Genomic DNA, 26,711 nt, shown 5'->3' on the forward strand with positions numbered 1-26,711 from the left:
ACGGGGATCGATGGGTTCACTGACAGCCACCGCCGAAGCCTCGGGGCAGAAGTGTCACCACCAAGATGATTCAAAGTGTTACCGATGTCTTGATGCAGAACTGTCACCGATGTCCTGCCACATGACATCCGGGGATGTGGAAGACGGGTGCAAATCATCGCCACGGCGCTCGGTGTCGCAGCAGAGCTCCGCGCGTCACGGGCCAGATACTCACGTCATGACCCACGCAGGAGAGCCCGCCGCTGGCGAGAAACGAACGTCGGCGGCCGGCGCGAGGTGGCCGGCACGGCGCATCGCAGCCGCGGCAGTCGTCGGACTGCTCCTTGTGTTGGCGGGCTATCTCATCGGTGTGCGTTCACCGTGGACGGCTCACCATCCGCACCTCGTGAGCGGCCAGGCCGAGAGGGTCCCCGCAGACGTGCCGTCCGGCTACTTCGACCCCGAGGACGGCGACAGGGTTGCCTTTCGACTCGACGACGTGGTGTGGCGCTCCGGAGGCAGGACCGGCGAAGGAAGCGTGCCACCCTGCCTCCGGGAAGAGGGTCGACGTGTTGCCGTGCACGTGGGTCTCCTCGAGGTCGCCCGGCCGTTCGGGTCGGGGTCCTACGGGCAGGTCCTCTCCCTGACCTGCCCACCCGGGTGATCCACGCGACCGTCTCACTCGCCGCGACAAGGCCTTAGCCTGCGCACATGCCACGCCGTTCGCCCCTCTCGCACCGGCGACCCGAGATCGGTCGGCGCTGATGGACGACTGCGTCTTCTGCGCCATCGCCACGGGCGCCGTGGCGGCCGACCTGGTGCTCGAGACCGACGACGTGGTCGCCTTCCTGGACCGGCGTCCACTGTTCAAGGGGCACACGCTGCTCGTGCCGCGCCGGCACGTGGTGACGCTGCCGGACCTGCCCGCGGAGCTGCGGGACCCGTTCCTGGCGGCCGGTCAGCGACTGGCGGCCGCGATGGTCGAGGGCCTCGGCGCCGAGGGCTCGTTCGTGGCCATGAACAACACGGTCAGCCAGTCCGTGCCCCACCTGCACCTGCACGTCGTGCCCCGCACCAAGGGTGACGGCCTCCGGGGGTTCTTCTGGCCGCGGCACAAGTACGCCGACGACGCCGAGCGCGCTGAGTACGCCGCTCGCGTGCGCGCCGTGCTGCCGAACCTGCCGGACTGACCCGCCGTCCCGTGCCGTCGCCGACGCCCTAGGGTGTGGTCTCGACAAGCTCGACCAACGAGACAAGTCGACCAACGAGACAAGTCGACCAACGAGACAAGTCGACCAACGAGACAAGTCGACCAACGAGACAAGTCGACCAACGAGACAAGTCGACCAACGAGACAAGTCGACCAACGAGCTAGCACGACCACCGAGGCAAGGAGTCAGGTCATGGGCCGTTTTGACGGGCGCGTCGCTGTCGTCACGGGAGCCGCGCGCGGCATCGGTTTCGGGACCGCCACGCGGTTCGCCGAGGAGGGTGCCTCGGTCGCGATCATCGACCTCGACGAGTCGTCGGCCGCCGAGTCGGCCGCCAGGCTCCCCCTGACCGACGGCGCCAAGGCGATCGGCATCGGCTGTGACGTGAGCAGCGCCGAGTCGGTCGACGCGGGCGTCGCGCGGGTGGTCGAGGAGCTCGGCGGGATCCACATCCTGGTCAACAACGCGGGGATCACCCGCGACAACCTCCTCTTCAAGATGACCGAGGAGGACTGGGACCTGGTCATGAACGTCCACCTCAAGGGCGCGTTCCTGATGACCAAGGCCGCCCAGAAGCACTTCGTGGAGCAGAAGTACGGCAAGATCCTCAACCTCTCCAGCGTCTCGGCGCTGGGCAACCGCGGCCAGGCCAACTACTCCGCCGCCAAGATGGGCGTCCAGGGCTTCACCCGCACGCTCGGCATCGAGCTCGGCCCCTTCGGCATCAACGCCAACGCGATCGCCCCCGGCTTCATCGCGACCGAGATGACCGACGCGACCGCCGCGCGCCTGAAGATGGACGTCGAGGAGTTCCGCAAGCTCAACGCCGAGGCCAACCCGGTCAAGCGGGTCGGCTACCCCGAGGACATCGCGGCCGCGGCAGCCTTCCTGTGCAGCGACGAGGCGTCGTACATCACCGGCCAGACGCTCTACGTCGACGGCGGCGCCAAGCTCGGCTGACGACCGGATCGTTGTGACGTCGGTCGCTCGACCGGCGAAATCGTCCCCCAGACGGGGGAAGCGCGGTGGTTCGGCCCGTCGGGCTCTGCCTAACGTGCTGACGTCGCAAACGCGACCGAACCCGGGTACGCCGAATCCTGCCCGCCCGGGTCATCGTTCCCCCGACGTACCGAGGGCAGGAGTGGGGGACCCACAGGTTCCACCGCCGCACCTCGGGTGCGGCTCGGGGTGAAGTCGGCGCTTCTCGGGCGGCGCAGGCAGAGGACTTTCCACCTCCAACCCGACAGCTCACCTCACAGGCGTGGGAAAGGCCCGATCCATGTCTGCACGCCTGCGCGCCTTCATCGCGCTGCCCGCACTCCTCCTCAGTCTCTTCACCGCCGTCGTGGCCGCCGGCGTCTCCACGGCCCCCACGGCCGACGCCGCCACGCACAAGGCTCACCACAAGGCCCACCACGCGCCGTCCCAGAGCGCCAAGATCGTGCACGCCCGCAACCTCGCGCTGCGCCAGATCGGCGACCCGTACGTCTACGGCGCCGCCGGCCCGAAGGCCTTCGACTGCTCCGGCCTGGTGTTCTTCAGCTACCGGCACTCCGGCCTCTCGGTGCCCCGCACCTCGAGCGCCCAGGCCGCGCACGCCCGGCACATCCCCAAGAGCCGGCTCAAGACCGGTGACTTCCTGTTCTTCGCCGACGGCGGCGGCGTCTACCACGTCGGGATCTTCCTGCACTGGGGCAAGGGCCACCACGCGGTGATGCTGCACTCGCCGAAGCCCGGCCAGAAGGTCCAGCGCGCCGTCCCGTGGACCAGCTCCTGGTTCGCCGGCACCCTGCGCGGCCGCTGAGCCGTCCGGGGCTGCTACCTTGACCGATCGTCGGAGCGGGCGCGCCTTCCGTCGGTCGGTCAGGGCCCCCCGCACACTGAAGTCGACTCCATCTCACTACACGAACGGAGCCCATCGTGCGCCGTGCCCCCCTGCCCGCTGCTGTCCTGATCGCCGCGAGCCTCGTGCTGGCCGGCTGTGGGGGTGGTGACGAGACCACCTCGGAGGACAGCTCGCCGGCCTCGCAGAAGGTCGCTGGTGGTTCGACGCTCGACTCGACCTGGCCGCTGACCGGCCTGCCGGTCTCCGGTGACCAGAGCGCCTCGCAGGACCACCCCGTGCTGGTCGCGAAGATGGACAACACCTACTCCAGCGCACCCCAGATCGGCCTCTCCAAGGCCGACATGGTGGTCGAGGAGCTGGTCGAGGGCGGGCTCACCCGGCTCGCGGCGTTCTACTACTCGCAGGTCCCGGGCGAGGTCGGCCCGGTGCGCTCGATGCGCGCCAGCGACATCGGCATCGTCTCGCCGGTCGACGCCGACGTCGTCACCAGCGGCGCGGCCGCCCGCACGATCGCGCGGATCAAGGGTGCCGGGATCACGTTCTTCCAGGAGGGCGCGAAGGGCCTCCACCGCGACTCCGGCCGCAGCGCGCCGTACAACCTGTTCGCCGACCTCGGCGAGGTCTCCTCGACGATCAAGCAGGACGAGGCGCGCCCCGACGACTACCTGCCGTGGGGCGGGGACAAGGACATGCCGAAGGGCCAGCCGGCGAAGACCATCGCGGCGTCCTTCTCGGGCGGTCACACCACGAACTGGAGCTACCGCGACGGCGGCTACGTCAACGAGAACACCTACGCCGCGGACGGCGACGAGTTCCCGGCCGACACCGTGCTGGTCCTGCGGGTCCAGGTCGGTGACGCGGGCTACCTCGACCCGGCCGGCAACCACGTCCCCGAGACGAAGTTCACCGGCTCCGGCGCGGCCCTGCTCTTCCACGACGGCCGGCTGGTCAAGGGCACCTGGAAGAAGGGCGACCTGAAGTCCCCGCTGCAGCTGTCGACCAAGGCCGGAAAGCTCACCGTGCCCGCCGGTCACACCTGGATCGAGCTGGTCCCGTCCAACGGCGGGAACGTCACCTACAAGAAGTAGTCACAGGCTCGAGGGCAGCTCGACGCCGGAGTCCGCCAGCGTCTGGAAGCCCACGAGGATGAACCCGATCGCCGTCTCGACCCTGGCCGCGGCGGCGATCGGGTCGTCCGCGCTCGACACCGACTCGCCCGCGGACGACATCGCCCCGAAGAAGATCCGGGCGAAGGTCTGGAGCATGTCCTCGTCGAGGTCCCACGTCCCCGCGCTGAGCACGGCGCGGACGATCTCGAGGACGTTGGCGAACGTCGAGCGCTCCTCCTGCTCGCGGTAGCGCTCGTAGCCCAGCACCGCGGGCCCCTCCTGGATCACGATCCGGCGGTAGCGCGGCTCCTGCACGACGCCGAGGAACGCCCGCAGCCCGGCCCGGGCCTTCTCCCACGGGTCCTGGTGCCCCCGCAGGGAGGTCTGGATCGCGCGCGAGGCGTCCGCCTCCACCCGCTCGAAGACCGCCTCGAACAGCGCCTGCTTGCCGCTGAAGTGGTGGTAGAGCGCGCCCTTGGTGACCTGCGCCCCCGCGACGATGGCGTCCAGGGACGTCGAGGCGTACCCGTGGGTGGTGAACAGCTCCTCGGCCACGTCGACCAGGGCCCGCTTCGTGGACGCGGAGTACTGCTGGCGCCTGCTCGCCCCCGGGACGTGGGGCACCTTGGGCACCAGCTTGGACACCGACGGCTTGCTCATTGGCGCAGTCTAGGTACCGCCACCTCGATCACGTGGCCGGGATCACCGCGCGTTGCCTTTGCATACCGCGAGTACGTCACCGTACTGTGGGTACGTACTCACGGTATGTACGTGTGACACACGACGAGGAGCCGACCATGACCTGGAATTCCTTTCACCGTCGCGGGGAGATCCTCCGCACGGTCATCGCCACCGCCGACCGTCGCCGGGACGGACTCCTGCCCATGGACGTCGACGGCGTGGCGCAGACCTTCGGCGACGAGCTGTCGCTGCTCGGCGCGCTGCAGCTACGCTGGCACACCCGCCTGGCCGGTCGGATCGAGCGCGAGCTCATGCACCAGCCGATGGAGCTCGAGAGCGCGGTGGTCGCCGCCTGGCACGCCACCTCCGACGAGCTGCCCGGGATCCGCGCGATCATCGACCACTACCGCCACGAGCCGCTCGACGACGCGATGGCGGCGATGATGACCAAGTCCGCGGCCAAGGAGCACATCCTGCTCGCCGTGATGGCCGGCCGGGTCAGCGCGCAGGACGCGACCGCCGCCCGCGTCGGCGAGTCGATCGAGCACACGGCGCGCGCCACCTACCGGCCGATCCGCCCGGCCGCCGAGCCGACCGGCCACGGCCTGCTCGACCGGATCAGGGCCGCGCTGGCTGCCTGAGCGGCCGTCCGCCGCCGATTCCTCGAGGGTGGTGCCGCCCCCGGCCGTGTGGGTGATGATGGAGGCATGACCGAGGTGAGCGCCGGGATGCTGCTCGTGGCGACTCCTGCCCTCCTCGACCCGAACTTCGCCGACACCGTCGTGCTCGTGCTCGACGTCGACGAGAACGGCGCCCTCGGCGTGGTGCTCAACCGGCCGTCGGCGATCCCGGTCGCCGACGTCCTGGCCGACTGGCGCGACGTGGTCGCCGAGCCCGAGGTGCTCTTCCACGGCGGCCCGGTCAGCACCGAGGGCGCGCTCGCCGTCGCGAGGCTGCGGCGCGAGGACGATGTGCCCGTCGGGTTCCGTGAGGTCGCGGGCCGGCTCGGGCTGGTCGACCTCGACACCCCGGTCGAGCTGCTCGACGGCAGCCTGGACGGGCTGCGGATCTTCGCCGGGTACGCCGGCTGGGGCGCCGCCCAGCTCGAGGGCGAGATCGCCGAGGGGAGCTGGTACGTCGTGCCGTCGCAGCCCCTCGACGTGTTCCGGATCGACCCGGGCGAGCTGTGGCGCGACGTGCTCCGGCGCCAGCCCGGCGAGCTGGCGTGGCACTCCACACGTCCCGTGGACCCGGACCTGAACTGATCCGCGTCGACTCTGATCTGACCGCTTCCTCAACTACAGTGGGGCCCGTGACCACCATCGGATTCTCGACAGACACGGACGTCCGCGAGGACCGACGTACCGTCCCGACCGATGACGGGGACCACGAGCGGTTCTCGCACTACGTCGAGAAGGAAAAGCTCACCGAGGCCATGGTGATGGGCACCCCCGTGGTCGCGCTGTGCGGCAAGGTGTGGGTCCCCAGCCGGGCGCCGGAGAAGTTCCCGGTCTGCCCGGAGTGCAAGGAGATCTGGGACTCCATGAAGGACGACTCGGGCGAGGGTGACGAGTGACGGGACGGCCCCTCCAGGACCACGCCCCCCAGGACCCAGACCAGCTCGAGATCGACCCGGCACTCCCGCCCGCGTACCCCGACCGCGCGGCGTGGGGCACCGCACCCTCGCTGCGCGCCTGGCAGGCGGCGGCGATGCACAAGTACTTCTCCGACCAGCCCCGTGACTTCCTCGCGGTGGCGACGCCGGGCGCGGGCAAGACGACGTTCGCGCTGACGGTGGCCGCCGAGCTGCTCGGTCGGCGGCTCATCGACCGGATCACGATCGTGGCGCCCACCGAGCACCTCAAGGTGCAGTGGGCCGAGGCCGCCGCGCGGGCCGGGATCCCGATCGACCCGACGTACGCCGCGGGCAAGGGCAAGACGTCGAAGGACTACGTCGGCATCGCGGTCACCTACGCCGGCGTCGCGGTCAACCCGCTCGCGATGCGGATCCGCACCGAGAACTTCAAGACCCTCGTGATCCTCGACGAGGTGCACCACGCGGGGGACGCGCTGTCGTGGGGCGAGGGCGTGCGCGAGGCGTTCGAGCCCGCGGCCCGACGGCTGGCGCTGACCGGCACGCCGTTCCGCTCTGACGTGAACCCGATCCCGTTCGTGACCTACGCGCCCGGCGACGACGGCATCCCACGGTCGGTCGCGGACTACGCCTACGGCTACGCCCACGCGCTCGCCGACCACGTCGTGCGCCCGGTGCTGTTCATGGCCTACTCCGGCGAGATGCAGTGGCGCACCCGCGCCGGTGACGAGATCGCGGCCCGGCTGGGGGAGCCGCTCACCAAGGACATGACCGCGCAGGCGCTGCGGACCGCCCTGGACCCCGCGGGGTCGTGGATGCCGTCGGTGCTGGCCGCCGCGGACAAGCGCCTCTCGGAGGTACGCCGCCACGTGCCCGACGCCGGCGGGTTGGTCATCGCCAGCGACCAGGAGTCGGCGCGCGCCTACGCCAAGCTGCTGCGGGCGATCTCGGGCGAGGCGCCGACCGTCGTGCTCTCCGACGAGAAGGCCAGCTCCAAGAAGATCGCGACGTTCAGCGAGAACGAGGCGCGGTGGATGGTCGCGGTCCGGATGGTCTCCGAGGGCGTCGACGTGCCGCGCCTGGCCGTCGGGGTCTACGCGACGACGTACTCCACCCCGCTGTTCTTCGCCCAGGCCGTCGGCCGTTTCGTCCGGGCCCGCAAGCGCGGCGAGACCGCGTCGGTCTTCCTGCCCTCGGTGCCGACCCTGCTCGGGCACGCCTCCGAGATGGAGGTCCAGCGCGATCACGTGCTGGGCAAGAAGATCACCGACGAGGGCGACATCTTCGCCGCCGAGAACGACCTGCTCGCCCAGGCGAACGCCTCCGAGGCGGCCTCCTCGGAGCTCGAGTTCTCCTTCGAGGCGATCGGCTCGCAGGCGACGTTCGACCGGGTCCTCTACGACGGCGGCGAGTTCGGCCACTCCGGCGAGGTGCACGTGGGGTCGGAGGAGGAGATGGACTTCCTCGGCATCCCCGGGCTGCTCGAGCCCGACCAGGTGCGGGAGCTGCTGCACTCGCGGCAGAGCGAGCGCGCTCGCAAGCAGAAGCGGTCGGCCCCGGTCGCCGAGCCGGACACCGTCTCGGAGCTGTCCACGCACGAGCAGCTCGCGGTGCTGCGCCGCGAGCTCAACGGGCTGGTCGCGGCCTGGCACCACCGGACCGGGCAGGCGCACGGCATCACCCACGCCGCGCTGCGCAAGGAGTGCGGGGGGCCGGCGGCCGCGGTGGCGACCTCCGACCAGCTGCACGCGCGGATCGACCGGCTCCGGGAGTGGGCGGCCCGGAAGTCCTCCTGAGGGGACGGGCTCGGGCCCTACACTCAGGCCATGCCGGCCGAGACCTCCCAGACGCTCGACCGCGGTCTCCGCGTGCTCGACGTCCTCGCCGCGGCCCCGGGTGGCCTGACCGTCACCGAGCTCGCCGCCCGGCTGGAGGTCAACCGCACCGTCGTCTACCGGCTGGTGAGCACGCTCGAGCAGCACGCGCTGGTCCGCAAGGACTCCCGGGGGCGGCTGCACGTGGGGCTCGGCGTGCTGCACCTCGCCTCGGCGGTCCAGCCGGTGCTGCGCGACCTGGCCGTGCCGGTGCTGCGCGGGCTGGCCGAGCAGGTCGGCTGCACCGCCCACCTCACCGTCGCCGACGGCGACGAGGCGCTGGCCCTCGCGGTGGTCGAGCCGTCGTGGACCGACTTCCACGTGAGCTACCGGGTCGGTTCCCGGCACCCGCTGGAGCAGGGTGCGGCCGGGAAGGCGATCCTGCTGGGGCGCAGCGCCGCGGCCGACCATCCCTACGAGGTGACCGAGGGGGAGCTGCAGCCCGGCGCCCGCGGGCTGGCCGCTCCGGTGCGCGGGGTGGACGGGCTGGAGGCCAGCGTCGGGATCGTCACCCTGGGCGAGCTCGACACCGTGACCATCGGGCCGCAGGTCGCCGCCGCGGCCGCGGAGGTCACGGCCCGGCTTCGCTGAGGCGGGCGAGCGGGAGGACCCGGTAGGGCACCTGGGTCGCGAGCGCGATCACCGTCGAGCTGCGCACGATCGCCGGCTCCTTGAGGACGAGGTCGATCACCCGCTGCAGGTCGGTGTTGGAGCGGGCGACGACCCGCGCCCACATGTCGCCGGCGCCGGTGATCGTGTGCGCCTCGAGGACCTCCGGGATGGACGCGAGGTGCCGCCCGACGGTCTCGTGGCCGCCGTGCTCGGCGGTGTCCTGGCGGATCTCGAGGGTGAGGAACGCCGTCACCGGGTAGCCCAGCGCCTCGGGGGAGAGCTCGGGGCCCCAGCCGGTGATCACGCCGCGCTCGACGAGCTTGTCCAGCCGCGCCTGCACGGTGCCGCGGGCCACCGTGAGCCGCCGGGACGCCTCCAGCACCCCGATCCGGGGGTCCTGCGCGAACAGATCGATCAATCTGCGGTCGAGATCGTCCATCGTGGCTCCTTGACTGGGCAGGTTGCGCAGCATTCTGGCGTACTGTTGCACACTCTGCGCGTCGTCGTCAGGCTGTGCGCCATGACTTCCACGGTTTCGACAGGCACCACCACCGACCAGGCATCGACCGGCGGCGCGCTGACCGCCGACGAGCTCAAGGCCGACCTCACCCTGGACCAGCTCCAGCAGCTGGTCGGGCTGGTCGAGTACGACGAGGACGGCGACGTCTTCCCGGTGACCGGCTGGGACTCGATCGTCTTCGTCGTGGGCAACGCGACCCAGACCGCGCACTACTACCAGTCGGCGTGGGGGATGCGGCTCGAGGCGTACTCCGGCCCGGAGAACGGCAACCGCGACCACAAGTCCTTCGTGCTGCGCTCCGGCTCGATCCGCTTCGTCATCAACGGCGCGGTCGACCCCGACAGCCCGCTCGTCGAGCACCACCGCAAGCACGGCGACGGCGTCGTGGACATCGCCCTCGAGGTGCCCGACGTCGACAAGTGCGTCGCGCAGGCGCGCCGCGCGGGCGCGACCGTCGTACGCGAGCCGGAGGACATCACCGACGAGCACGGCACCATCCGCATCGCCGCGATCGCGACGTACGGCGAGACCCGGCACACGCTGGTCGACCGCTCCCGCTACGACGGCCCCTACCTGCCCGGCTACCGGGCCGCGGAGAGCACCTGGGTCAAGCGTGAGGGCGAGCCGAAGCGGCTCTTCCAGGCCCTGGACCACATCGTCGGCAACGTCGAGCTCGGCCGCATGGACGAGTGGGTCACCTTCTACAACAAGGTGATGGGCTTCGTGAACATGGCGGAGTTCATCGGCGACGACATCGCCACCGACTACTCCGCACTGATGTCGAAGGTGGTCGCGAACGGCAACCACCGGGTGAAGTTCCCGCTCAACGAGCCGGCGATCGCGAAGAAGAAGTCGCAGATCGACGAGTACCTCGAGTTCTACCGCGGCGCCGGCGCCCAGCACCTCGCGCTGGCCACGGGCGACATCCTCGCGACCGTCGACGCGCTGCGCGCCAACGGCGTGGAGTTCCTCGAGACCCCGGACTCCTACTACGAGGACGCCGAGCTCCGGGAGCGGATCGGCCAGGTGCGCGTGCCGATCGAGGAGCTGCAGAAGCGCAAGATCCTCGTCGACCGCGACGAGGACGGCTACCTGCTGCAGATCTTCACCAAGCCGCTCGGCGACCGGCCGACGGTGTTCTTCGAGCTGATCGAGCGGCACGGGTCGCTGGGCTTCGGCAAGGGCAACTTCAAGGCGCTCTTCGAGGCGATCGAGCGCGAGCAGGACAAGCGCGGCAACCTCTGAGTCACCGTGGTCGGCGACGTCAGCTGATGTCGCCGACCAGCTCGGCCTCGGCCTCGTCCTCGCTGTGGGCGGCGGGAGCGTGCACGCCCTGCAGGTGCCGCGCGCCGGCGGCGAGGACGAGGACGGCCACGGCGACAGCGACCGCACCCATCCAGAACGGCGCGTGGATGCTGACGTTCTCGCCGAGCTTGCCGGCGGCGTACGGCGCGACCGCGCCGCCGGAGAACCGGACGAAGGAGTACGCCGCGGACGCGACCGGCCGCTCGACCGGGGCCGCGCCCATGACCGACTCGGTGATGACGGTGTTGTTGATGCCGAGGAACGCGCCGGCCACGACCACCCCGACCACGAGGACGGCCTTCTCGTCGGTCCAGATCGCCATCGCGGCGAGGTCGAGGGCGAAGAGCGACAGCGACGCCAGCATCGTGGGGACCGAGCCGATCGCGCGCTGGAGCAGCGGCGCGACCCAGACCGACGTGATCGCCAGCAGCAGCCCCCAGCCGAAGAAGATCAGCCCGACCTGGTGGGCGGTCATGTCCAGCGGGAACGGCGTGAACGCGAGCAGCGTGAAGAAGCCGACGTTGTAGAACAGCGCGGTCAGCGCGACCGTCAGCAGCCCGGGGTAGCGCAACGCGCGGAACGGGTCGGCCAGCGACGTACGACGACCGACGGCCGGGGTGCGGGGGAGCAGGAACGCCGTGGCGAGCAGGGCGATCGTCATCAGGACGGCCACGCCGTAGAACGGCGCGCGCCACGAGAGGGAGCCGAGCTCACCGCCGACCAGCGGGCCGGCCGCGATGCCGAGGCCGAGGGCGGCCTCGAACAGGATGATCGCCCGCGCCGTCGAGCCGCGCGCGGACATCACGATGGTGGACAGGGCGGTGGCGATGAAGAGGGCGTTGCCCAGGCCCCAGCCCGCGCGGAACCCGACGATCTGGCCGATCGTGCCGGAGGACCCGGCCAGGGCGGAGAAGACGATGATCAGGGCCAGGCCGGCGAGCAGCGTCTTCTTGGCACCGATGCGGGACGACACGACGCCGGTGACGAGCATCGCGACGCCCATCACGGCCATGTAGCTGGTGAAGAGCAGCGAGACCTGGCTCGGGGTCGCGTCGAGCTGGTCGGCGATCGGCTTGAGGATCGGGTCGACCAGGCCGATGCCCATGAACGCGATCACGCACGCGAAGGCGACGGCCCACACGGCGCGGGGCTGGTCGAAGAACGAGCCGGTGGGCTCGCGGGTGGTGCTGGGGGAGGTCACGGAGTGCCTTTCTCGGTGTCGGGTCCGGAGGAGAGGACGTCGCGCAGCACAGCGACGGCGATGGCGAGGTCCTCGGGGGTGTGCTCGTGGTGGGCGGCCAGCCGGGCCGCGACCAGCTCGCCGTTGGTGCGGCGGGCGCGGTCCAGCTCCTGGCGGCCGCTGTCGGTCAGCGTGACCACGCTGCCGCGGGCGTCGGCGGGGTTCGGCTGCTTGTCGACCCAGCCGCGCTCGGCGAGGGCGGACACGGCGCCGGACATCGTGGGCTGCGAGCAGCGGTCCGCGCCGGCCAGCGCGGTGATGCCGAGCGGTCCGTGCTCGTCGAGCAGCGACAGCACGCGGAAGCCGGGTGGCAGCTCGGTGGCACGTCGTACGGCGCGGACCAGGCGGGCGGCGTGGACGACCAGGTCGCTGCTCAGCTCCTGGAGGTCGGGGGTGGCGGTCACGAGGCGCAACGTTACATCGGAAACCTATGCATGTGAACGTGATGCCGCGCACGACCGACTGCGGCATGATCGGGGCGTGGCGACGTACATCGCGTTCCTGAGGGCGGTCAACCTCGGTGCGAACCGCAAGTTCCCCAAGGACGCCGTCAAGGCGGCCGTCGAGGCCGCGGGCGGCGCCCGGGTGGAGACCTACATCAACACCGGCAACGTGCGGCTCGACTCCTCGCTGCGCTCCCGCGCCAGGCTCGAGGCCACGCTGGAGGAGGCCTTCCTCGCCGACCGCGGCTTCGAGGTGCCGACGATCGTGTTCACCCCGGCCGAGCTGCGCGAGATCGCCGAGGACGCCAAGCGGTTCGCGGACGGCCACGAGGGACGGCACTACGTCTCGCTGCTCAAGGAGGAGCCCGCGCCGGACGTGGTCGAGCTGGTCGAGGCCGCCGGGACGGCCGGTGAGGTGGCTCGCGTCGGAGGGCGCGCCGTACACCTCCTGCTGGGGCCGGACTACCACACGGCGACGCTGACCAACGCGGTCGTCGAGAAGCACCTCGGCATCGCGACGAACCGCAACCTGACCGTCGTGCGCACGCTCGCCGAGCGCTGGGGCGCCTGACTCCGCTGGGTGAACATCGGGCGGCGGATCCGGCGTTTCCTACGCGGCGCGGGGGCCGGAAGAGGTAGAACTGTCCGGCTCACCCGCTCATCCAACGGAGGATTTCCCGCATGTCGCAGCCCACGCCGTCGCGTCGCGCCCTGCTCACCGGAGGTGCCGCGCTCGCGGCCGCCGGGTACGTCGCCGAGCCGGCCCTCGCCGCCACCAGCAAGACCGACGCGGCCCTGGCCGCTCGCAAGAAGCGGGTGCGGCTCACCGTGCTCGGCACGACCGACCTGCACGGCAACGTCTTCAACTGGGACTACTTCAAGAACACCGAGTTCGACAACAAGGTCCACGACGACATCGGCGTCGCCAAGGTCGCCACCCTGATCAAGGGCGTGCGGGCCGACCGCAAGGGCGAGCCGATCCTCACCCTCGACGCCGGCGACACGATCCAGGGCACCCCGCTGGCCTACTACTACGCCAAGATCGACCCGATCACCGCCGGCGCCAAGCACCCGATGGCCAACGCGATGAACCTCGTCGGGTACGACGCCGCGGCGCTGGGCAACCACGAGTTCAACTACGGCATCGACACGCTGCGCGCCTTCGAGTCGCAGCTGAACTTCCCGCTGCTGGGCGCCAACGCGGTCGACCCGGTGACGAAGCGGCCGGTCTTCCCGCCGTACATCATCAAGAAGTTCAAGGTCGGCGACGGCCGCACGATCAAGGTCGGCGTCCTCGGCCTGACCAACCCCGGCATCGCGATCTGGGACAAGGCCAACGTCGAGGGCAAGATGGAGTTCCCCGGCCTGGTCGAGCAGGCCAAGAAGTACGTCCACATCCTGAAGAAGGAGAAGGACTGCGACCTGGTCATCATCTCCGCGCACTCGGGCGCGGACACGTCCTCGTCGTACGGTGACGCGCTGCCGTACCCGGAGAACGCCGCGTCCCTCGTCGCCGCGCAGGTGCCGCACGTCGACGCGATCCTGGTCGGCCACGCGCACAAGGAGATCGACCAGCGGTTCGTCCGCAACGAGAAGACCGGCCAGCAGGTGCTGATCTGCGAGCCGTACTACTGGGGCATGCGCCTGGCGGTCATGGACTTCGTGGTCCAGGAGGTCTACGGCCGCTACGGCAAGCAGAAGTGGGTCCTCGTGGCGTCGGGCTCGCAGCTGCTCAACTCCAACACCGCCCCCGAGGACCCGGCCGTCGCCGCCGCCGTGAAGGCGCAGCACGACACCGTCGTCGACTACGTCAACTCGGTCATCGGCAAGTCCACCGAGGCGATGTCGGCCGCCCGCGCGGTCGTCGAGGACGTGCCGATCATCGACTTCGTGAACTACGTGCAGGCCGACGCGGTCAAGGCGGGTCTCTCCGGTGCCGACGCCGCGCTGCCGGTGCTCTCGATCGCCGCGCCGTTCAACCGCCAGGCGTCGTTCCCGGCCGGCGAGGTGACCGTGCGCGACGTGGCGGGCCTCTACATCTACGACAACACGCTGCTCGGCGTGAAGGTCACCGGCAAGGACGTCAAGGACTACCTGGAGTACTCCGCGCGGTACTTCAAGGCCTGCACCAAGACGACCGCCACCATGGACGAGCTGACCAACGCGGTCACGCCCACCGCCCCCAACGGCACGCCGGACTACAACTACGACGCGGTCGCCGGCCTGGACGCGCCGCTGACCTACGACATCGACCTGGCCCAGCCGGTCGGCTCGCGGATCACCAACCTCGCGTACGACGGGGTGCCGGTCACCGACGCCCAGGAGTTCGCGATGGCGGTCAACAACTACCGCCAGTCCGGCGGCGGCGGCTTCCCCGCGGTCGCCACCGCTCCGGTGGTCTACAACCGCCAGAACGAGATCCGTCAGCTGATCATCGACTGGGTCACCGAGCACCAGACCATCGACCCGACCGAGTTCGCCTCGGTGGACTGGAAGCTGGTCGCCAACGGTCAGCCGATCACGGTGTCGTAAGGCAGACCAAGCGCTCGTCACGCGGCGTCCACGTCAGACGTGGGCGCCGCGTGACGTGTACGGCGCCCCCTCACTCGCCGCGGAACACCGGCTTCCGCTTCTCCGAGAACGCACGCATGCCCTCGGCGACGTCGGAGGTGCGGAGGAGGACCGTCTGGCCGGTGCGTTCGCGTTCGAGGGCGTCGTCGAGGTGGGGGAGGGTGGCGGCGTTGACGGCCTTCTTGCTCGCGGCGAGTGCGAGCGGGGGGCCGGCGGCCAGGCGGGCGACGAGGCGCGACACCAGCTCGGGGAAGTCGGCGTCCGGGGCGACGTGGGTGACCAGCCCGGCGGCGTACGCCTCGCGGGCGGTGAGCGGCTCGGCCAGCAGCGCCATCCGCATGGCGCGGGCCCGGCCGATCGAGGCGGCGACGGTGGCGGTCGCGCCGCCGTCCGGCATCAGGCCGATCCGGGCGAAGGCGAGCAGGAAGCCGGCCGACTCCGCGGCCACGACGATGTCCGCGGCCAGGGCTGCCGAGCAGCCGACGCCGGCCGCGATCCCGTTGACGGCGGCCACCACGGGCTTGTCGAGCCGGGTGATCGCCCGGATGATCCGGTTCGCGCGGTCCAGCGCGGAGACGTCGAAGTGCTCGTGGGCCTCGGCGCCCGAGATGTCGGCGCCGGTGCTGAAGGCCTGACCGGTGCCGGTCAGCACCACGACGCGTACGTCGTCACGGGCGGTCGCCTCCTCGACCAGCCGGGCGACCTCGTCGGCCATCTCGGCGCTCAGCGCGTTGAAGACGTGGGGCCGGTTCATGGTCAGCCACAGCACGCCGTCCTCGACGCGGACCTCGAGGTCAGCCAACGGTGACGCCCGCGTCGCGCATGGCCACCAGCGCCTGCTCGGTGGTGGCCGGCGCGATCCCCGCGCAGAGGCGCCGCAGCACCCGCGTCTCGAACCCGCTCGCGGCGGCGTCCAGCGCGGTCAGCTTCACGCAGTAGTCCATGGTGAGGCCGCAGATGTCGACGTGGGTGACGTCGTGCTTGCGCAGCCAGTCGACCAGCGACGTGCCGTTGGTGGTGCGCCCCTCGAAGCCGGAGTACGCCGCGGCGTGGTCGCCCTTGAGGAAGATCGCGTCGAACGGCTGCGGGTCGAGGTTGGGGTGGAACGCCTCGCCGTCGGTCCCGACCTTGCAGTGCACCGGCCAGGAGTCGGTGTAGTCGGGGTCCTTCGACCAGTGCGCCCCCGGGTCGACGTGGTGGTCCTTGGTGGCCACCACGTGCGCGTAGTCCGGGGCCTTGGGGTCCTTGTTGACCCAGTGGTGGAGGATCTCGGCGATGTCGTGCGCCACCTGGGCGCCGCCCTCGACGGGCAGCGACCCGCCCTCGCAGAAGTCGTTCTGCACGTCGACCACGATCAGCGCACGCTTCATGGCCGCGAGCCTAGCCACTCGTACGCCGGCCGCCCAGCAACCCCGGGGACCAGCGACCGCTCAGGCGCCCACGTGCTGCGTGTCGATCACCGGCTCGCCGCGCGACATCTGCTGGGCCGCGATCGGCAGCTCCGCGCGCGAGCGCTCGTGCCGGGCCCGGGCGTCGTCGAGCAGCTCGCGACCGACCACCGCGCCGCGGCGCACCAGCGGGACCAGCAACGACCGGTCGTCGCCGTCGTCGACGGGGGGCGTGCCGATGCCGATCACCTCGGCCTCGGCGACGCCGTGCCGGTCGCGGCGGCGCAGGGCGTACTTGCGGCCGCCGATCGAGATCTTGTCCTGGCTCTTCTTGGCGACCGAGACCATCGCGCCGGTGTCGTCCTCGCGCGCCACCAGCTTGTAGACGAAGCCGCAGGTCGGGTGTCCGGAGCCGGTGACCAGCTCGGTGCCCACGCCGTACCCGTCGACCGGCGCCGCGGCCAGCGAGGCGATCGCGAACTCGTCGAGGTCGCTGGTGACGATGATCCGGGTGCCCGTGGCCCCCAGGGAGTCGAGCTGGGCGCGCACCTGGTGCGCCAGCGCGCCCAGGTCGCCGGAGTCGAGCCGCACCGCGCCCAGGCTCGGCCCGGCCACCTCGACGCCCAGCCGGACCGCCTCGGCGATGTCGTAGGTGTCGACCAGCAGCGTGGTGCCCTTGCCCAGCGAGTCGACCTGGGCGCGGAACGCCTGCTCCTCGGAGTCGTGCAGCAGCGTGAAGCTGTGCGCGCTCGTCCCGGCGGTGGGTACGCCGTACCGCTGGCGGGCCGCGAGGTTGGAGCTGGTCGCGAAGCCGCCGACGTACGCCGCGCGCGCGGCCGCCACCGCGGCCTCCTCGTGGGTGCGCCGCGACCCCATCTCGATGCAGGGCCGGTCCCCGGCCGCGCTCGTCATCCGCGACGCCGCCGAGGCGATCGCCGAGTCGTGGTTGTAGATCGAGAGCAGCACCGTCTCGAGCAGCACCGCCTCCGCGAACGGCGCCTCGACGGTGAGCAGCGGGGAGTAGGGGAAGTAGGTCTCGCCCTCGGCGTAGCCCCAGATGTCACCGCTGAAGCGGTAGGACGCCAGCCAGTCCAGCGTGGGACGGTCCACGACGTCGCGGAGCGCCTCGAGCACCTCGTCGTCGAACCGGAACCGCTCGAGGGCGTCGAGGGCGCGGCCCACGCCGGCGACCACGCCGTACCGCCGTCCCTCGGGGAGTCGCCGCGGGAACAGCTCGAACACCGACCGCCGCCGGGCCGTGCCGGCCCGGAGGGCCGCCTGGAGCATGGTCAGCTCGTAGTGGTCGGTCAGCAGGGCCGTCGAGGGTGAGGCGGAGTTCACGCCGACCAGCGTAGGCGTGTGCCGTTGGCACCGGCCCGGGCGCGCGCATGTGCCACGATGGAACCGTGTCCGCCGCCAGTCCGGTCGAGGTCGAGCCGACCACCACTCCCGACGAGATCACCCTCCCAGCGACGCCGTGGGTGACGATCGTCTGGAACGACCCTGTGAACCTGATGTCCTACGTCACCTACGTCTTCCAGAAGTACTTCGGCTACGCGAAGAAGAAGGCCGAGAAGCTCATGATGGAGGTGCACGAGGACGGCAAGTCCGTCGTCAGCACCGGCAGCCGCGAGGAGATGGAGCGGGACGTGCAGGCGATGCACGAGTACGGCCTGTGGGCGACCATGGAGCGGTCGGAGTGACCGGGGGCTTCGCCCGGCACCGCCGCAGCGGACGGGTCATCGCGAACTTCACCGGCTTCGAGGCCGACCTGCTGCGGTCGCTGGCCTCCCAGCTGGTCGAGCTGCTCCGCAACGAGGCGGCCGTGCCCCGCGACACCGAGGACCCCTTCGAGGCGATGATGGACTTCTCGGGCCCCACCTCCGAGCCCGAGGACCCGGTCCTCGCCCGGCTCTTCCCGACGGCGTACCCCGGCGACGAGGAGTCCTCCGCGGAGTTCCGCCGGTTCACCGAGGGCAGCCTGCGGGACGGCAAGGCGGCCGCGGCGTGCACGCTCATCGACAGCCTCGAGGAGGCGGGACTCCCACCCGAGCTGACCGAGGAGGGCCTGATGATCGACGTGGAGCTCGAGGAGCCGGCCGCGGAGTCATGGCTGCGCTCGTTCACCGACCTGCGCCTCGCCCTCGCGACCCGGCTGGGCGTCGAGGAGGGCGACGAGGAGCTCTGGTACTCGCTCCCCGACGACGACCCCCGGGCCCAGGCGCACGACATCTACGAGTGGGTCGGCTACCTGCAGGAGACGCTGGTCGACGCCCTCACCAGCTGACCGACCCCGGCTTTCGCGCGCGGGACCTGCGGATGATCTACTCCGCCCCATGCGTGCGTCTCGTGGGTTCCTGGCCGTGTCCGTCCTCTGCCTCGCTGCCTCGCTCACGGCGTGCAGCAGCGACGGCGACAGCGAGGCCGGTGCGGCCCCGTCGGACAAGCCCCGCCCGACGATGACCGAGGAGGCCCGGACCACCTGCGACGTGACGGTCGACGTCACGGGCGACGTCACGGCGTCCTGGAAGGGTGAGGGGTTCGCCACGACCGAGAACACCTCGGGCCCGCCGGCCTTCTACCAGGCTGCGGACAAGGGCATCTCGGTCACCCTCTACTCGGAGGGCAACGGCTTCGAGGCGCCGAGCGCGGTCGTCACCGTCAAGAAGACGACGTACACCACCCAGCCGGACGCCTCCGGGGTCGAGGTGGACGACGCGGGCAAGGGCGGTCAGGTCGACGCCGACGCCGAGGGGATCGCCCCCGACGCGAAGGTGCACCTGAAGACCGAGTTCGCCTGCTGAGGAAGCGCCGTACCTCACACTCGGCGCGTCTTGCATGGTGGGCCCCGTCGAGGCTGGCCGGGCGGCCAAATACGCTGGTCCGGTGCTGACCATCGACCAGGCGACGTACGACGCGATCGTCGCCCACGCGAAGCGCGACCACCCCGACGAGGCCTGCGGGATCGTGGCCGGCCCGGAGGGCAGTGACCGCCCGGAGCGGGTCGTGGAGATGGTCAACGCTGCGGGCAGCCCGACGTTCTACGAGTTCGACTCCACCGAGCTGCTCGACCTCTACAAGCAGATGTGGGACAACGACGAGGAGCCCGTCGTGATCTACCACTCGCACACGGCCACCGAGGCCTACCCCAGCCGCACCGACATCGGCCTGGCCAGCGAGCCCGGCGCGCACTACGTGTTGGTGAGCACACGCGAGCACGGGAATAACGACGGCCCTGTGGAGTTCAGGTCCTACAGAATCATCGACGGCGAGGTGACCGAGGAAGAGGTCACCGTGGTGCCCGAGCTGACCTGAGATTTCAAGGAGTGATCGATGGCCATCGAGGTCCGGATCCCGACCATCCTGCGCACCTACACCGGCGGCGAGAAGGCCGTCAGCGGTGACGGCAGCAAGCTGAGCGCGCTGATCGACGACCTGGAGGCGAACCACCCCGGTCTCAAGGAGCGCCTCATCGAGGACGGCGACCTGCGCCGCTTCGTCAACGTCTACGTCAACGACGAGGACGTCCGCTTCATCGGCGGCCTCGACGCCGAGCTCAGCGACGGCGACCAGGTCGTGGTGCTGCCCGCCGTCGCCGGCGGCTGACAGGCTCGACCACCGAAGGGCGTCCATGCGGTACGACAACCTCCTCGCCTCCGTCGGCAACACCCCGCTGGTGGGGCTGCCGCGGCTCTCGCCGACCCCTGAGGTGCGGCTGTGGGCCAAGCTCGAGGACCGCAACCCCACCGGCTCCATCAAGGACCGGCCGGCGCTGCGGATGATCGAGGAGGCCGAGAAGGACGGGTCGCTGCGCCCCGGCTGCACGATCCTCGAGCCCACCTCGGGCAACACCGGGATCTCGCTGGCGATGGCGGCCAAGCTCAAGGGCTACCGGATCGTGTGCGTGATGCCCGAGAACACCTCCGAGGAGCGGCGGCAGCTGCTGCGGATGTGGGGCGCGGAGATCGTCTCCTCGCCCGCCGCCGGCGGCTCGAACGAGGCGGTGCGGGTGGCCAAGCGGGTCGCCGCGGAGCACCCCGACTGGGTGATGCTCTACCAGTACGGCAACCCCGCGAACGTGCTCGCGCACCAGGAGGGCACCGCCCCGGAGATCCTCGCCGACCTGCCGTCGGTGACCCACTTCGTCGCGGGCCTGGGCACCACCGGCACGCTGATGGGCGCCGGCCGCTTCTTCCGGGCCGCCAAGCCCGAGGTGAAGATCGTCGCGGCCGAGCCGAGGTACGGCGAGCTGGTCTACGGGCTGCGCAACCTCGACGAGGGCTTCGTGCCCGAGCTGTACGACGCCGACCTGATCGACGGCCGGTTCTCGGTGGGCCCGCGGGACGCCGTACGCCGGGTCCGCGAGCTGCTGGAGCTCGAGGGCATCTTCGCCGGCATCTCCACCGGCGCGATCCTGCACGCCGCGCTCGGCCAGGCCGCCAAGGCGGTCAAGGCCGGGGAGAGCGCCGACATCGCGTTCGTGGTCTGCGACGGCGGCTGGAAGTACCTCTCCACGGGTGCCTACGAAGGCACGATCGACGACGCCGAGGACCGCCTCGAGGGCCAGCTCTGGGCGTAGCGGCGCACCGGGGCGTGACCGTCATCTCCGGTGACGTGGGTCGCGATGCCCTGCCAACGGGGGTGCTCTCCTCTAGCCTTGGCTCTTGTGTCAGCCCTGCCCAGCTCCGTGAACCCTGACGCCCCCATCGGCATCTTCGACTCGGGGTTCGGCGGACTGACCGTCGCCCGCTCCGTCATCGACCAGCTGCCGCACGAGTCGATCGTGTACGTCGGGGACACCGCGCGCCAGCCCTACGGCTCGAAGCCGATCGGCGAGGTGCGCGAGTACGCCCTCGAGTGCCTCGACCACCTCGTGGAACGCGGCGTGAAGGCGCTGGTCATCGCCTGCAACTCGGCGAGCGCGGCGATGCTCCGTGACGCCCGGGAGCGGTACGACGTCCCCGTGATCGAGGTGATCCTCCCGGCGACCCGGCGGGCCGTCGCCGCCAGCCGGACCGGCCGGATCGGCGTCATCTGCACCCGCGCCACCGCGGAGTCCCTGGCCTACGACGACGCGTTCGCCGCGGCCCCGCACGTCGAGCTCGTCACCCAGGCCTGCCCCAGCTTTGTCGACTTCGTCGAGCGCGGCATCACCGGCGGTGACGAGCTGCTCGCCGCCGCCCACGAGTACCTCGACCCGCTGGTCTCGCGGAGCATCGACACCTTGATCCTCGGCTGCACCCACTACCCGTTGCTGACCGGCGTGATCTCCTACGTGATGGGCGACAACGTCACCCTCGTGAGCAGCGCCGAGGAGTGCGGCAAGGACGTCTACAAGATGCTCGTCCGCACCGGCCTGATGCGCGAGGGCGGGGACCCGTCGTACGACTTCCTCACGACCGGCTCGCCCGCCGAGTTCGAGACCATCGGCCGCCGCTTCCTCGGCGCCGAGCTGATGGTCGCGTCGCAGTTCGCCGGGGGGCTGGCGTGAGGCTGGTGGCGTGAGGTGGCCGGGATGAGGCTGACGATCGTGGGCTGCTCCGGGTCCTACCCGGGGCCGGACTCGCCGGCGAGCTGCTACCTGCTCGAGGCCGTGCACGACGACGGGACCGGCCGGCGCCCCTGGCGGGTGCTGCTCGACCTCGGCAGCGGGGCCCTGGGTGCGCTGCACCGGTACGCCGACCCGCTCAGCGTGGACGCGGTGCTGCTCAGCCACCTGCACGCCGACCACTGCCTCGACCTCGCCGGCTACTACGTGCTGCGCAAGTACCACCCCACCGGGCCGCAGCCCCGGATCCCGGTGTGGGGCCCGGTCGGGACCGCCGACCGGATGGCGCGCGCCTACGACCTGCCGACCGACCCGGGCATGACCGCGGAGTTCGACTTCCGCGAGTGGCAGGGGCCGATCCAGGTGGGGCCGTTCGCGGTCGAGCCGGTGCCGGTCGACCACCCGGTGCCGGCGTTCGGGCTGCGCGTGGCCGCGGACGGGGCCACGCTCGGCTACAGCGGCGACACCGGGCCCTGCCCCGGGTTCGACGCGGTCGCCAAGGACGCCGACCTGCTGCTCGCCGAGGCGTCGTTCCGCTCGGGGGACGACAACCCACCCCAGCTGCACCTCACCGGCGCCGAGTGCGGCGAGGCCGCCACCAGGGGCCGGGCCCATCGGTTGGTGCTCACGCACGTGCCGCCGTGGCACGACCCCCGGGTCCCGCTCGCCGAGGCCCGCACGACGTACGACGGGCCGGTCGCCCTGGCCCGCGCGGGCGACGTCTACGAGCTCTGAGGCTCCCCGCTCAGCTCCCGTGCTTGACGACGAACTGGATGCGGCCCACGACGTCGGTCCGGGCGTCGAGCCGGGCGTCGGTGAAGCGCCGCGCCGCCACCGGTCCGAGGAAGACGCGGGCGCCGTCGTGGTCGACGATCTCGTCGCCGCGTCGCGGTGCGTCGGCCAGTGCCGTGGTGAAGGTGCTGCGCGAGCCCCGGGACCGGGCGATGCGCAGTCCGGCGCCGGCGGGCTGATCCGGCTGGTCGGGGATCTTCCGCAGGATGTCGCGGGCGTTCTCGGTCATCGTGAGCATGGGTGGCTCCCTCCGTCGCGAGTGGTTCCCCTCCAACGTCACGGACTGGGGCCGGCACGGGCAACCGGGGGGACGCTCGGCCCGTGACCAAGCGATGTCGAATGGTTATCGATCCTTGACCTCGCCGCGGGTGCCGTCGCCCGCGGTACGCCGACGACCTCCAAATAGAGGAGTCGCGGTGGGTCCGTGAGGCAGGCTGTGGGACATGATCAAGGTCGAAGGACTCACCAAGACGTACGGCGGCTTCACGGCCGTCGACGACGTGGACTTCGTCTGCCAGCCCGGCACGGTGACCGGGTTCCTGGGGCCGAACGGGGCCGGCAAGACGACGACGATGCGGATCATGGTCGGTCTCACGCCGGCCAGCCGCGGTCGGGTCACCATCGGTGGCCACCACTACAAGGACATCCCGAACCCGGGCCGGCACGTCGGGGTCCTGCTCGACGCCTCGGCGCAGCACGCCGGCCGCACTGGCCGCGAGGTGCTCACCGTCGGCGCCCGGACCATGGGGCTGCCGGACTCGCGGGTGGACGAGATGCTCGAGCTCGTCTCGCTGGACGCCAAGGAGTCGAAGCGCCGGGTGCGGAACTACTCGCTCGGCATGCGACAGCGACTGGGGATCGCGCACGCGCTCCTCGGTGAACCGTCGGTGCTGATCCTGGACGAGCCGGCCAACGGCCTCGACCCGGCCGGCATCCGCTGGATGCGCGGCCTGCTGAAGGAGTACGCCGAGCGCGGCGGCACCGTCCTGCTCTCGAGCCACCTGCTGCACGAGGTCGAGATCATCGCCGACGAGATGATCCTCATCGGCCGGGGCCGGATCGTGGCCCGCGGCGACAAGAAGTCGCTGCTGGCGGGCGCCGGCACCACGGCCACCTTCGTGACCGCCCTCGACAACGAGGCGCTGGCGGCCGGGCTCAAGGACAAGGGATTCGCCGTCTCGTCGGCAGGGGAGGGCCTGCGCGTCGAGACCGAGCCGGTCGAGGTCGGCCGCGTCGCGGCGGACCGCTCCCTCGTCCTCACCGACCTGCGCGCGGCCGAGGAGGGGCTCGAGGACCTGTTCCTCTCGCTCACCTCGGACAGCCAGCGCGACCACCTCACGGAAGGACCCGCGGCATGACCACCGCACCCATGGCCGAACCGGCACCCGGCTTCACCCTGGACGTCTCCGGCACCCGGCCGGTGCCGTTCAGCAGGCTCGTCAACGTCGAGCTGCGCAAGATGGCCGACACCCGCGCGGGTCGCTGGCTCCTGATCTCGATCGCTGCCGTGACCGCGCTGGTGCTGGTCATCCAGCTCTCGGTGGTCCTCAGCCAGGGCCTGTTCGTCGAGCTCCGTGACTTCACGGTCGCGATGAACACCCCGATGGGCGTCCTGCTCCCGGTCCTCGGGGTCATGAGTGTCAGCAGCGAGTGGGGCCAGCGCACCGCGATGGTGACGTTCACCCTCGAGCCCTCGCGACTCAAGCTGGTGCTCGCGAAGTTCGCCGCCACCATGCTCGTCGCGGTCGCGGCGGTGGTCGTGGGGATGGCGCTCAGCGTGGTCCTCAACCTCGTGTACGGATCGCTGTCGGGGCACCACGTGATCTGGGGGTTCGGGACGCCGGACGTGTTCTACGTCCTCCTCCTGCACATCTTCGGCATGGCGTCGGGGTTCGCGTTCGGGATGCTCTTCCTGAACACCGCGGCAGGGATCGTCGTCTACTTCGTCTACTCGTTCGTGCTGCCGGGGCTCTTCCAGCTGGGGGCGGCCCTGATGGGCTGGTTCGCCGACCTGCAGCCGTGGATCGACTTCGGGGCGGCGCAGAACCCGCTCATCGACGGGAACCTGACCGGCACCCAGTGGGCGCACCTGGCGGTATCCGGCCTGATCTGGCTGGTGCTGCCGCTGGCGGTGGGTGCCTGGCGAGTGCTGCGGGCCGAGGTCAAGTAGCCGTCGTCCGGCACCCGCAGCCGCCCGGCTAGGGTGCCGGGCATGACGACACGTGCCGACGGCCGCGCCGACGACGAGCTCCGCCCGATCACGATCACCCGCCACTGGCTCGACCACGCCGCCGGCTCGGTGCTCGTCGAGTTCGGGAAGACCCGCGTGCTGTGTGCGGCGTCCGCCTCCGAGGGTGTCCCGCGCTGGCGCAAGGGATCCGGGCTGGGCTGGGTCACCGCCGAGTACGCGATGCTGCCCGCCTCCACCAACACCCGCTCGGACCGTGAGTCGGTCAAGGGCCGCATCGGCGGACGCACCCACGAGATCAGCCGGCTGATCGGCCGCTCGCTGCGGGCGGTCATCGACTACCAGGCGCTGGGCGAGAACACGATCGTGCTGGACTGCGACGTGCTCCAGGCCGACGGCGGGACGCGCACCGCGGCGATCACCGGGGCGTACGTCGCCCTGGCCGACGCCGTCACCCACCTGCGGGCCGTCGGTGCGCTCACCGGCGAGCCGCTGACCGGGTCGGTGGCCGCGGTCAGCGTCGGCATCATCGACGGGGTGCCGCGGCTGGACCTGCCGTACGAGGAGGACGTCCGCGCCGACACCGACATGAACGTCGTGATGACCGGCGAGGGCAAGTTCGTCGAGGTCCAGGGGACCGCCGAGGCGGCGGCGTTCGACCGCACCGAGCTCGACGCGCTGCTCTCCCTCGCGGAGAAGGGCTGCGCCGACCTGACCCGGCTGCAGTCGGAGGCGCTGTCCACGTGAGCCGCGTCTTCCTCGCCTCGCGCAACCGCAAGAAGATCGAGGAGATGCAGCGGATCCTCCGCGAGCACGCTCCCGACCTCGACGTGCTGGGCATCGACGACGTCGACCACTACGACGAGCCGGTCGAGGACCAGCCGACCTTCGAGGGCAACGCGCTGCTCAAGGCCCGCGCCGGCTTCGAGGCCACCGGGCTGCCGTCGCTCGCCGACGACAGCGGCCTGTGCGTCGACGCGCTGAACGGCATGCCCGGCGTGCTCTCGGCCCGCTGGGGCGGCACCACCCCCAAGTCAGATGCCCGCAACAACGAGCTCCTGCTCCAGCAGCTCGCCGACGTCCCCGACGAGCGCCGGGGAGCCCACTTCGCCTGCGCCGTCGCGTTCGTGCACGCGGGCGGTGAGGAGGTCGTCGAGGGCCGGATGCCCGGACACGTGATCCGCGAGCTGCGCGGCGACGGCGGCTTCGGGTACGACGTGCTCTTCGTCGCCGACGAGTACGCCGCCGAGGGCCTGACCTCGGCCGAGCTCAGCCCCGCCGAGAAGGACCGCATCTCCCACCGCGGCCGTGCGCTGCGGGAGATCGCCCCGCGGGTCGCGAAGGTCGTGGGCGCCGGCGCCTGAGGCTCGGGCTCAGCCGGCTGAGCTCCCGGCGTCCCGGAGGACGGGCAGCCGGCCGCTCGGCCCAGCGCCCCCACCGTGAGGGCGCGCCGGCGGGCTCCAGCGCCTGGGGTCCGGGTGGTGGAGCCCGCTGACTCGGTGGGTGGTCAGGTGGTGTTGAGCTGGATGGTGCCGAGTCGGGCGACCAGGCAGGTCCGGCCGTGGGGGCCGTGCCCTTCGCAGCTACGGGTCCACCGCCAGGTCCTCGACGAGCCGCCAGATCCGCCGGAGCCGGTGCTGGAGGTCCAGGGCGTCGGCGATCAGCCGCAGCTTGCCCCGGTCGACCTCGCGAGCCACTGGTGCTTCTTCTCCTCCAGGACCGCGAGGAGCCAGTCGGGGTCGAGGTCCTCGACCACCACCGGCTGTCCCATCGCGTCCACCTCGAGCACGGATCAAGCCAAGCATCGAGC

33 protein-coding genes and 1 riboswitch are annotated in these 26,711 nt (G+C 71.1%); of the genes, 25 read left to right on the top strand and 8 right to left on the bottom strand.

The window, feature by feature from the left end; genetic code table 11:
• Positions 1 to 217: 217 nt before the first annotated feature.
• The 5 genes from ABD268_RS17285 (at position 218) to ABD268_RS17305 (ending at position 4,124) form a co-directional block, all read left to right on the top strand.
• A complete protein-coding gene (locus ABD268_RS17285; protein ID WP_344155093.1) occupies positions 218 to 643 on the top strand; it encodes a hypothetical protein in 426 nt (141 codons plus the stop codon).
• Between the two features lie 100 nt (positions 644 to 743).
• Complete coding sequence (locus tag ABD268_RS17290; RefSeq protein WP_344155096.1) at positions 744 to 1,169, top strand: HIT family protein; 426 nt, start codon at positions 744 to 746, stop codon at positions 1,167 to 1,169.
• A gap of 213 nt (positions 1,170 to 1,382) precedes the next feature.
• Positions 1,383 to 2,150, top strand: coding sequence for an SDR family NAD(P)-dependent oxidoreductase (locus ABD268_RS17295; protein ID WP_344155099.1), 768 nt, complete (start codon positions 1,383 to 1,385; stop codon positions 2,148 to 2,150).
• A 128-nt stretch (positions 2,151 to 2,278) separates the two neighbouring features.
• Positions 2,279 to 2,460, top strand: a riboswitch (cyclic di-AMP (ydaO/yuaA leader).
• A 9-nt stretch (positions 2,461 to 2,469) separates the two neighbouring features.
• On the top strand, positions 2,470 to 2,994 hold the full coding sequence (locus ABD268_RS17300; RefSeq protein WP_344155102.1) for a C40 family peptidase: 525 nt from the start codon (positions 2,470 to 2,472) through the stop codon (positions 2,992 to 2,994).
• A gap of 116 nt (positions 2,995 to 3,110) precedes the next feature.
• Complete coding sequence (locus tag ABD268_RS17305) at positions 3,111 to 4,124, top strand: DUF3048 domain-containing protein (protein WP_344155105.1); 1,014 nt, start codon at positions 3,111 to 3,113, stop codon at positions 4,122 to 4,124.
• Here the strand turns inward: ABD268_RS17305 and ABD268_RS17310 are convergent, their stop codons facing one another.
• Complete coding sequence (locus ABD268_RS17310; protein WP_344155108.1) at positions 4,125 to 4,805, bottom strand: TetR/AcrR family transcriptional regulator; 681 nt, start codon at positions 4,803 to 4,805, stop codon at positions 4,125 to 4,127.
• Positions 4,806 to 4,942: 137 nt separating this feature from the next.
• Here ABD268_RS17310 and ABD268_RS17315 point away from each other — a divergent pair, with 137 nt between their 5' ends.
• From ABD268_RS17315 to ABD268_RS17335, 5 genes are all read left to right on the top strand, one after another.
• Entirely contained in the window at positions 4,943 to 5,467 is a 525-nt protein-coding gene (locus ABD268_RS17315) for a hypothetical protein (protein ID WP_344155111.1), read from the top strand.
• Positions 5,468 to 5,533: 66 nt separating this feature from the next.
• Entirely contained in the window at positions 5,534 to 6,091 is a 558-nt protein-coding gene (locus tag ABD268_RS17320; protein ID WP_344155114.1) for a YqgE/AlgH family protein, read from the top strand.
• A gap of 47 nt (positions 6,092 to 6,138) precedes the next feature.
• The gene (locus ABD268_RS17325; RefSeq protein WP_425573751.1) at positions 6,139 to 6,402 is read left to right on the top strand and encodes a DUF3039 domain-containing protein; all 264 of its coding nucleotides are present in this window, start codon (positions 6,139 to 6,141) and stop codon (positions 6,400 to 6,402) included.
• 50 nt (positions 6,403 to 6,452) lie between these two features.
• Positions 6,453 to 8,216, top strand: a complete 1,764-nt coding sequence (locus ABD268_RS17330; RefSeq protein ID WP_344155605.1) for a DEAD/DEAH box helicase — start codon at positions 6,453 to 6,455, stop codon at positions 8,214 to 8,216.
• A 30-nt stretch (positions 8,217 to 8,246) separates the two neighbouring features.
• On the top strand, positions 8,247 to 8,885 hold the full coding sequence (locus ABD268_RS17335; RefSeq protein ID WP_344155117.1) for an IclR family transcriptional regulator: 639 nt from the start codon (positions 8,247 to 8,249) through the stop codon (positions 8,883 to 8,885).
• On the opposite strand, the gene ABD268_RS17340 is transcribed toward ABD268_RS17335, so the two are convergent.
• Positions 8,866 to 9,345 (bottom strand): Lrp/AsnC family transcriptional regulator, encoded by a 480-nt coding sequence (locus ABD268_RS17340; RefSeq protein ID WP_344155120.1) that lies wholly within the window; start codon positions 9,343 to 9,345, stop codon positions 8,866 to 8,868. The two genes, ABD268_RS17335 and ABD268_RS17340, sit on opposite strands and share 20 nt — an antisense overlap.
• A gap of 81 nt (positions 9,346 to 9,426) precedes the next feature.
• On the opposite strand from ABD268_RS17340, the gene hppD reads away from it, so the two are divergent.
• The gene (gene hppD / locus ABD268_RS17345) at positions 9,427 to 10,671 is read left to right on the top strand and encodes a 4-hydroxyphenylpyruvate dioxygenase (RefSeq protein WP_344155123.1); all 1,245 of its coding nucleotides are present in this window, start codon (positions 9,427 to 9,429) and stop codon (positions 10,669 to 10,671) included.
• Positions 10,672 to 10,690: 19 nt separating this feature from the next.
• On the opposite strand, the gene ABD268_RS17350 is transcribed toward hppD, so the two are convergent.
• Entirely contained in the window at positions 10,691 to 11,932 is a 1,242-nt protein-coding gene (locus ABD268_RS17350) for an MFS transporter (protein ID WP_344155126.1), read from the bottom strand.
• Complete coding sequence (locus ABD268_RS17355; protein ID WP_344155129.1) at positions 11,929 to 12,375, bottom strand: MarR family winged helix-turn-helix transcriptional regulator; 447 nt, start codon at positions 12,373 to 12,375, stop codon at positions 11,929 to 11,931. Before ABD268_RS17355 ends, ABD268_RS17350 begins: the two co-directional genes overlap by 4 nt.
• 76 nt (positions 12,376 to 12,451) lie before the next feature.
• Here ABD268_RS17355 and ABD268_RS17360 point away from each other — a divergent pair, with 76 nt between their 5' ends.
• Entirely contained in the window at positions 12,452 to 12,985 is a 534-nt protein-coding gene (locus tag ABD268_RS17360; protein ID WP_344155133.1) for a DUF1697 domain-containing protein, read from the top strand.
• A gap of 110 nt (positions 12,986 to 13,095) precedes the next feature.
• Positions 13,096 to 14,946: a bifunctional metallophosphatase/5'-nucleotidase gene (locus ABD268_RS17365; protein ID WP_344155136.1), complete on the top strand. Its 1,851-nt coding sequence runs from the start codon at positions 13,096 to 13,098 to the stop codon at positions 14,944 to 14,946.
• Between the two features lie 70 nt (positions 14,947 to 15,016).
• Here ABD268_RS17365 and ABD268_RS17370 read toward each other — a convergent pair whose 3' ends face one another.
• Genes ABD268_RS17370 through ABD268_RS17380 form a run of 3 tightly spaced genes read right to left on the bottom strand, consistent with a single transcriptional unit; the run spans position 15,017 to position 17,714 of the window.
• A complete protein-coding gene (locus ABD268_RS17370) occupies positions 15,017 to 15,787 on the bottom strand; it encodes an enoyl-CoA hydratase (protein ID WP_344155140.1) in 771 nt (256 codons plus the stop codon).
• The gene (locus ABD268_RS17375) at positions 15,780 to 16,355 is read right to left on the bottom strand and encodes an isochorismatase family protein (RefSeq protein ID WP_344155143.1); all 576 of its coding nucleotides are present in this window, start codon (positions 16,353 to 16,355) and stop codon (positions 15,780 to 15,782) included. Before ABD268_RS17375 ends, ABD268_RS17370 begins: the two co-directional genes overlap by 8 nt.
• Before the next feature lie 60 nt (positions 16,356 to 16,415).
• Positions 16,416 to 17,714 (bottom strand): nicotinate phosphoribosyltransferase, encoded by a 1,299-nt coding sequence (locus ABD268_RS17380; protein WP_344155146.1) that lies wholly within the window; start codon positions 17,712 to 17,714, stop codon positions 16,416 to 16,418.
• 65 nt (positions 17,715 to 17,779) lie between these two features.
• Here ABD268_RS17380 and clpS point away from each other — a divergent pair, with 65 nt between their 5' ends.
• The 8 genes from clpS to ABD268_RS17420 all read left to right on the top strand — a co-directional run bounded on the left by clpS (position 17,780) and on the right by ABD268_RS17420 (position 22,656).
• Positions 17,780 to 18,076: an ATP-dependent Clp protease adapter ClpS gene (gene clpS / locus ABD268_RS17385; RefSeq protein ID WP_425573752.1), complete on the top strand. Its 297-nt coding sequence runs from the start codon at positions 17,780 to 17,782 to the stop codon at positions 18,074 to 18,076.
• On the top strand, positions 18,073 to 18,660 hold the full coding sequence (locus ABD268_RS17390; protein WP_344155149.1) for a DUF2017 domain-containing protein: 588 nt from the start codon (positions 18,073 to 18,075) through the stop codon (positions 18,658 to 18,660). The genes clpS and ABD268_RS17390 overlap by 4 nt, the downstream gene beginning before the upstream one ends.
• Positions 18,661 to 18,709: 49 nt before the next feature.
• Complete coding sequence (locus ABD268_RS17395; RefSeq protein ID WP_344155152.1) at positions 18,710 to 19,177, top strand: hypothetical protein; 468 nt, start codon at positions 18,710 to 18,712, stop codon at positions 19,175 to 19,177.
• 82 nt (positions 19,178 to 19,259) lie between these two features.
• Positions 19,260 to 19,688: a M67 family metallopeptidase gene (locus tag ABD268_RS17400; protein ID WP_344155155.1), complete on the top strand. Its 429-nt coding sequence runs from the start codon at positions 19,260 to 19,262 to the stop codon at positions 19,686 to 19,688.
• Between the two features lie 18 nt (positions 19,689 to 19,706).
• Entirely contained in the window at positions 19,707 to 19,979 is a 273-nt protein-coding gene (locus tag ABD268_RS17405) for a MoaD family protein (protein WP_344155158.1), read from the top strand.
• Between the two features lie 25 nt (positions 19,980 to 20,004).
• A complete protein-coding gene (locus ABD268_RS17410) occupies positions 20,005 to 20,952 on the top strand; it encodes a PLP-dependent cysteine synthase family protein (protein ID WP_344155161.1) in 948 nt (315 codons plus the stop codon).
• A gap of 87 nt (positions 20,953 to 21,039) precedes the next feature.
• Complete coding sequence (gene murI / locus ABD268_RS17415; protein ID WP_344155166.1) at positions 21,040 to 21,864, top strand: glutamate racemase; 825 nt, start codon at positions 21,040 to 21,042, stop codon at positions 21,862 to 21,864.
• Positions 21,865 to 21,888: 24 nt separating this feature from the next.
• Positions 21,889 to 22,656 carry an MBL fold metallo-hydrolase gene (locus ABD268_RS17420; protein ID WP_344155169.1) on the top strand — a complete coding sequence of 256 codons (768 nt, stop codon included), beginning with the start codon at positions 21,889 to 21,891 and terminating at the stop codon, positions 22,654 to 22,656.
• Between the two features lie 10 nt (positions 22,657 to 22,666).
• Here ABD268_RS17420 and ABD268_RS17425 read toward each other — a convergent pair whose 3' ends face one another.
• A complete protein-coding gene (locus tag ABD268_RS17425) occupies positions 22,667 to 22,951 on the bottom strand; it encodes a Fe-S cluster assembly protein HesB (protein ID WP_344155172.1) in 285 nt (94 codons plus the stop codon).
• 205 nt (positions 22,952 to 23,156) lie between these two features.
• Here ABD268_RS17425 and ABD268_RS17430 point away from each other — a divergent pair, with 205 nt between their 5' ends.
• Genes ABD268_RS17430 through rdgB form a run of 4 tightly spaced genes read left to right on the top strand, consistent with a single transcriptional unit; the run spans position 23,157 to position 26,265 of the window.
• Positions 23,157 to 24,071: an ABC transporter ATP-binding protein gene (locus ABD268_RS17430; protein WP_344155175.1), complete on the top strand. Its 915-nt coding sequence runs from the start codon at positions 23,157 to 23,159 to the stop codon at positions 24,069 to 24,071.
• Positions 24,068 to 24,883 (top strand): ABC-2 transporter permease, encoded by an 816-nt coding sequence (locus ABD268_RS17435; RefSeq protein WP_344155178.1) that lies wholly within the window; start codon positions 24,068 to 24,070, stop codon positions 24,881 to 24,883. The genes ABD268_RS17430 and ABD268_RS17435 overlap by 4 nt, the downstream gene beginning before the upstream one ends.
• Before the next feature lie 42 nt (positions 24,884 to 24,925).
• Positions 24,926 to 25,648: a ribonuclease PH gene (gene rph, locus ABD268_RS17440; RefSeq protein ID WP_344155181.1), complete on the top strand. Its 723-nt coding sequence runs from the start codon at positions 24,926 to 24,928 to the stop codon at positions 25,646 to 25,648.
• Positions 25,645 to 26,265, top strand: a complete 621-nt coding sequence (gene rdgB / locus ABD268_RS17445) for an RdgB/HAM1 family non-canonical purine NTP pyrophosphatase (RefSeq protein WP_344155184.1) — start codon at positions 25,645 to 25,647, stop codon at positions 26,263 to 26,265. Before rph ends, rdgB begins: the two co-directional genes overlap by 4 nt.
• The last annotated feature ends 446 nt before the right edge of the window (positions 26,266 to 26,711 follow it).

Origin of the sequence: Nocardioides koreensis, assembly GCF_039531775.1 — a bacterium.
Lineage (GTDB): Bacteria > Actinomycetota > Actinomycetes > Propionibacteriales > Nocardioidaceae > Nocardioides > Nocardioides koreensis.

Excerpts from the sequence above, each read along its gene's own strand:
- ABD268_RS17285 (WP_344155093.1), top strand. The coding sequence starts at position 218 with ATGACCCACGCAGGAGAGCCCGCCGCTGGCGAGAAACGAACGTCGGCG.
- ABD268_RS17290 (WP_344155096.1), top strand. The coding sequence starts at position 744 with ATGGACGACTGCGTCTTCTGCGCCATCGCCACGGGCGCCGTGGCGGCC.
- ABD268_RS17295 (WP_344155099.1), top strand. The coding sequence starts at position 1,383 with ATGGGCCGTTTTGACGGGCGCGTCGCTGTCGTCACGGGAGCCGCGCGC.
- ABD268_RS17300 (WP_344155102.1), top strand. The coding sequence starts at position 2,470 with ATGTCTGCACGCCTGCGCGCCTTCATCGCGCTGCCCGCACTCCTCCTC.
- ABD268_RS17310 (WP_344155108.1), bottom strand. The coding sequence starts at position 4,805 with ATGAGCAAGCCGTCGGTGTCCAAGCTGGTGCCCAAGGTGCCCCACGTC.
- ABD268_RS17315 (WP_344155111.1), top strand. The coding sequence starts at position 4,943 with ATGACCTGGAATTCCTTTCACCGTCGCGGGGAGATCCTCCGCACGGTC.
- ABD268_RS17320 (WP_344155114.1), top strand. The coding sequence starts at position 5,534 with ATGACCGAGGTGAGCGCCGGGATGCTGCTCGTGGCGACTCCTGCCCTC.
- ABD268_RS17335 (WP_344155117.1), top strand. The coding sequence starts at position 8,247 with ATGCCGGCCGAGACCTCCCAGACGCTCGACCGCGGTCTCCGCGTGCTC.
- ABD268_RS17340 (WP_344155120.1), bottom strand. The coding sequence starts at position 9,345 with ATGGACGATCTCGACCGCAGATTGATCGATCTGTTCGCGCAGGACCCC.
- hppD (WP_344155123.1), top strand. The coding sequence starts at position 9,427 with ATGACTTCCACGGTTTCGACAGGCACCACCACCGACCAGGCATCGACC.
- ABD268_RS17365 (WP_344155136.1), top strand. The coding sequence starts at position 13,096 with ATGTCGCAGCCCACGCCGTCGCGTCGCGCCCTGCTCACCGGAGGTGCC.
- ABD268_RS17375 (WP_344155143.1), bottom strand. The coding sequence starts at position 16,355 with ATGAAGCGTGCGCTGATCGTGGTCGACGTGCAGAACGACTTCTGCGAG.
- ABD268_RS17395 (WP_344155152.1), top strand. The coding sequence starts at position 18,710 with ATGCGTGCGTCTCGTGGGTTCCTGGCCGTGTCCGTCCTCTGCCTCGCT.
- ABD268_RS17405 (WP_344155158.1), top strand. The coding sequence starts at position 19,707 with ATGGCCATCGAGGTCCGGATCCCGACCATCCTGCGCACCTACACCGGC.
- ABD268_RS17410 (WP_344155161.1), top strand. The coding sequence starts at position 20,005 with ATGCGGTACGACAACCTCCTCGCCTCCGTCGGCAACACCCCGCTGGTG.
- ABD268_RS17420 (WP_344155169.1), top strand. The coding sequence starts at position 21,889 with ATGAGGCTGACGATCGTGGGCTGCTCCGGGTCCTACCCGGGGCCGGAC.
- ABD268_RS17425 (WP_344155172.1), bottom strand. The coding sequence starts at position 22,951 with ATGCTCACGATGACCGAGAACGCCCGCGACATCCTGCGGAAGATCCCC.
- ABD268_RS17430 (WP_344155175.1), top strand. The coding sequence starts at position 23,157 with ATGATCAAGGTCGAAGGACTCACCAAGACGTACGGCGGCTTCACGGCC.
- ABD268_RS17435 (WP_344155178.1), top strand. The coding sequence starts at position 24,068 with ATGACCACCGCACCCATGGCCGAACCGGCACCCGGCTTCACCCTGGAC.
- rph (WP_344155181.1), top strand. The coding sequence starts at position 24,926 with ATGACGACACGTGCCGACGGCCGCGCCGACGACGAGCTCCGCCCGATC.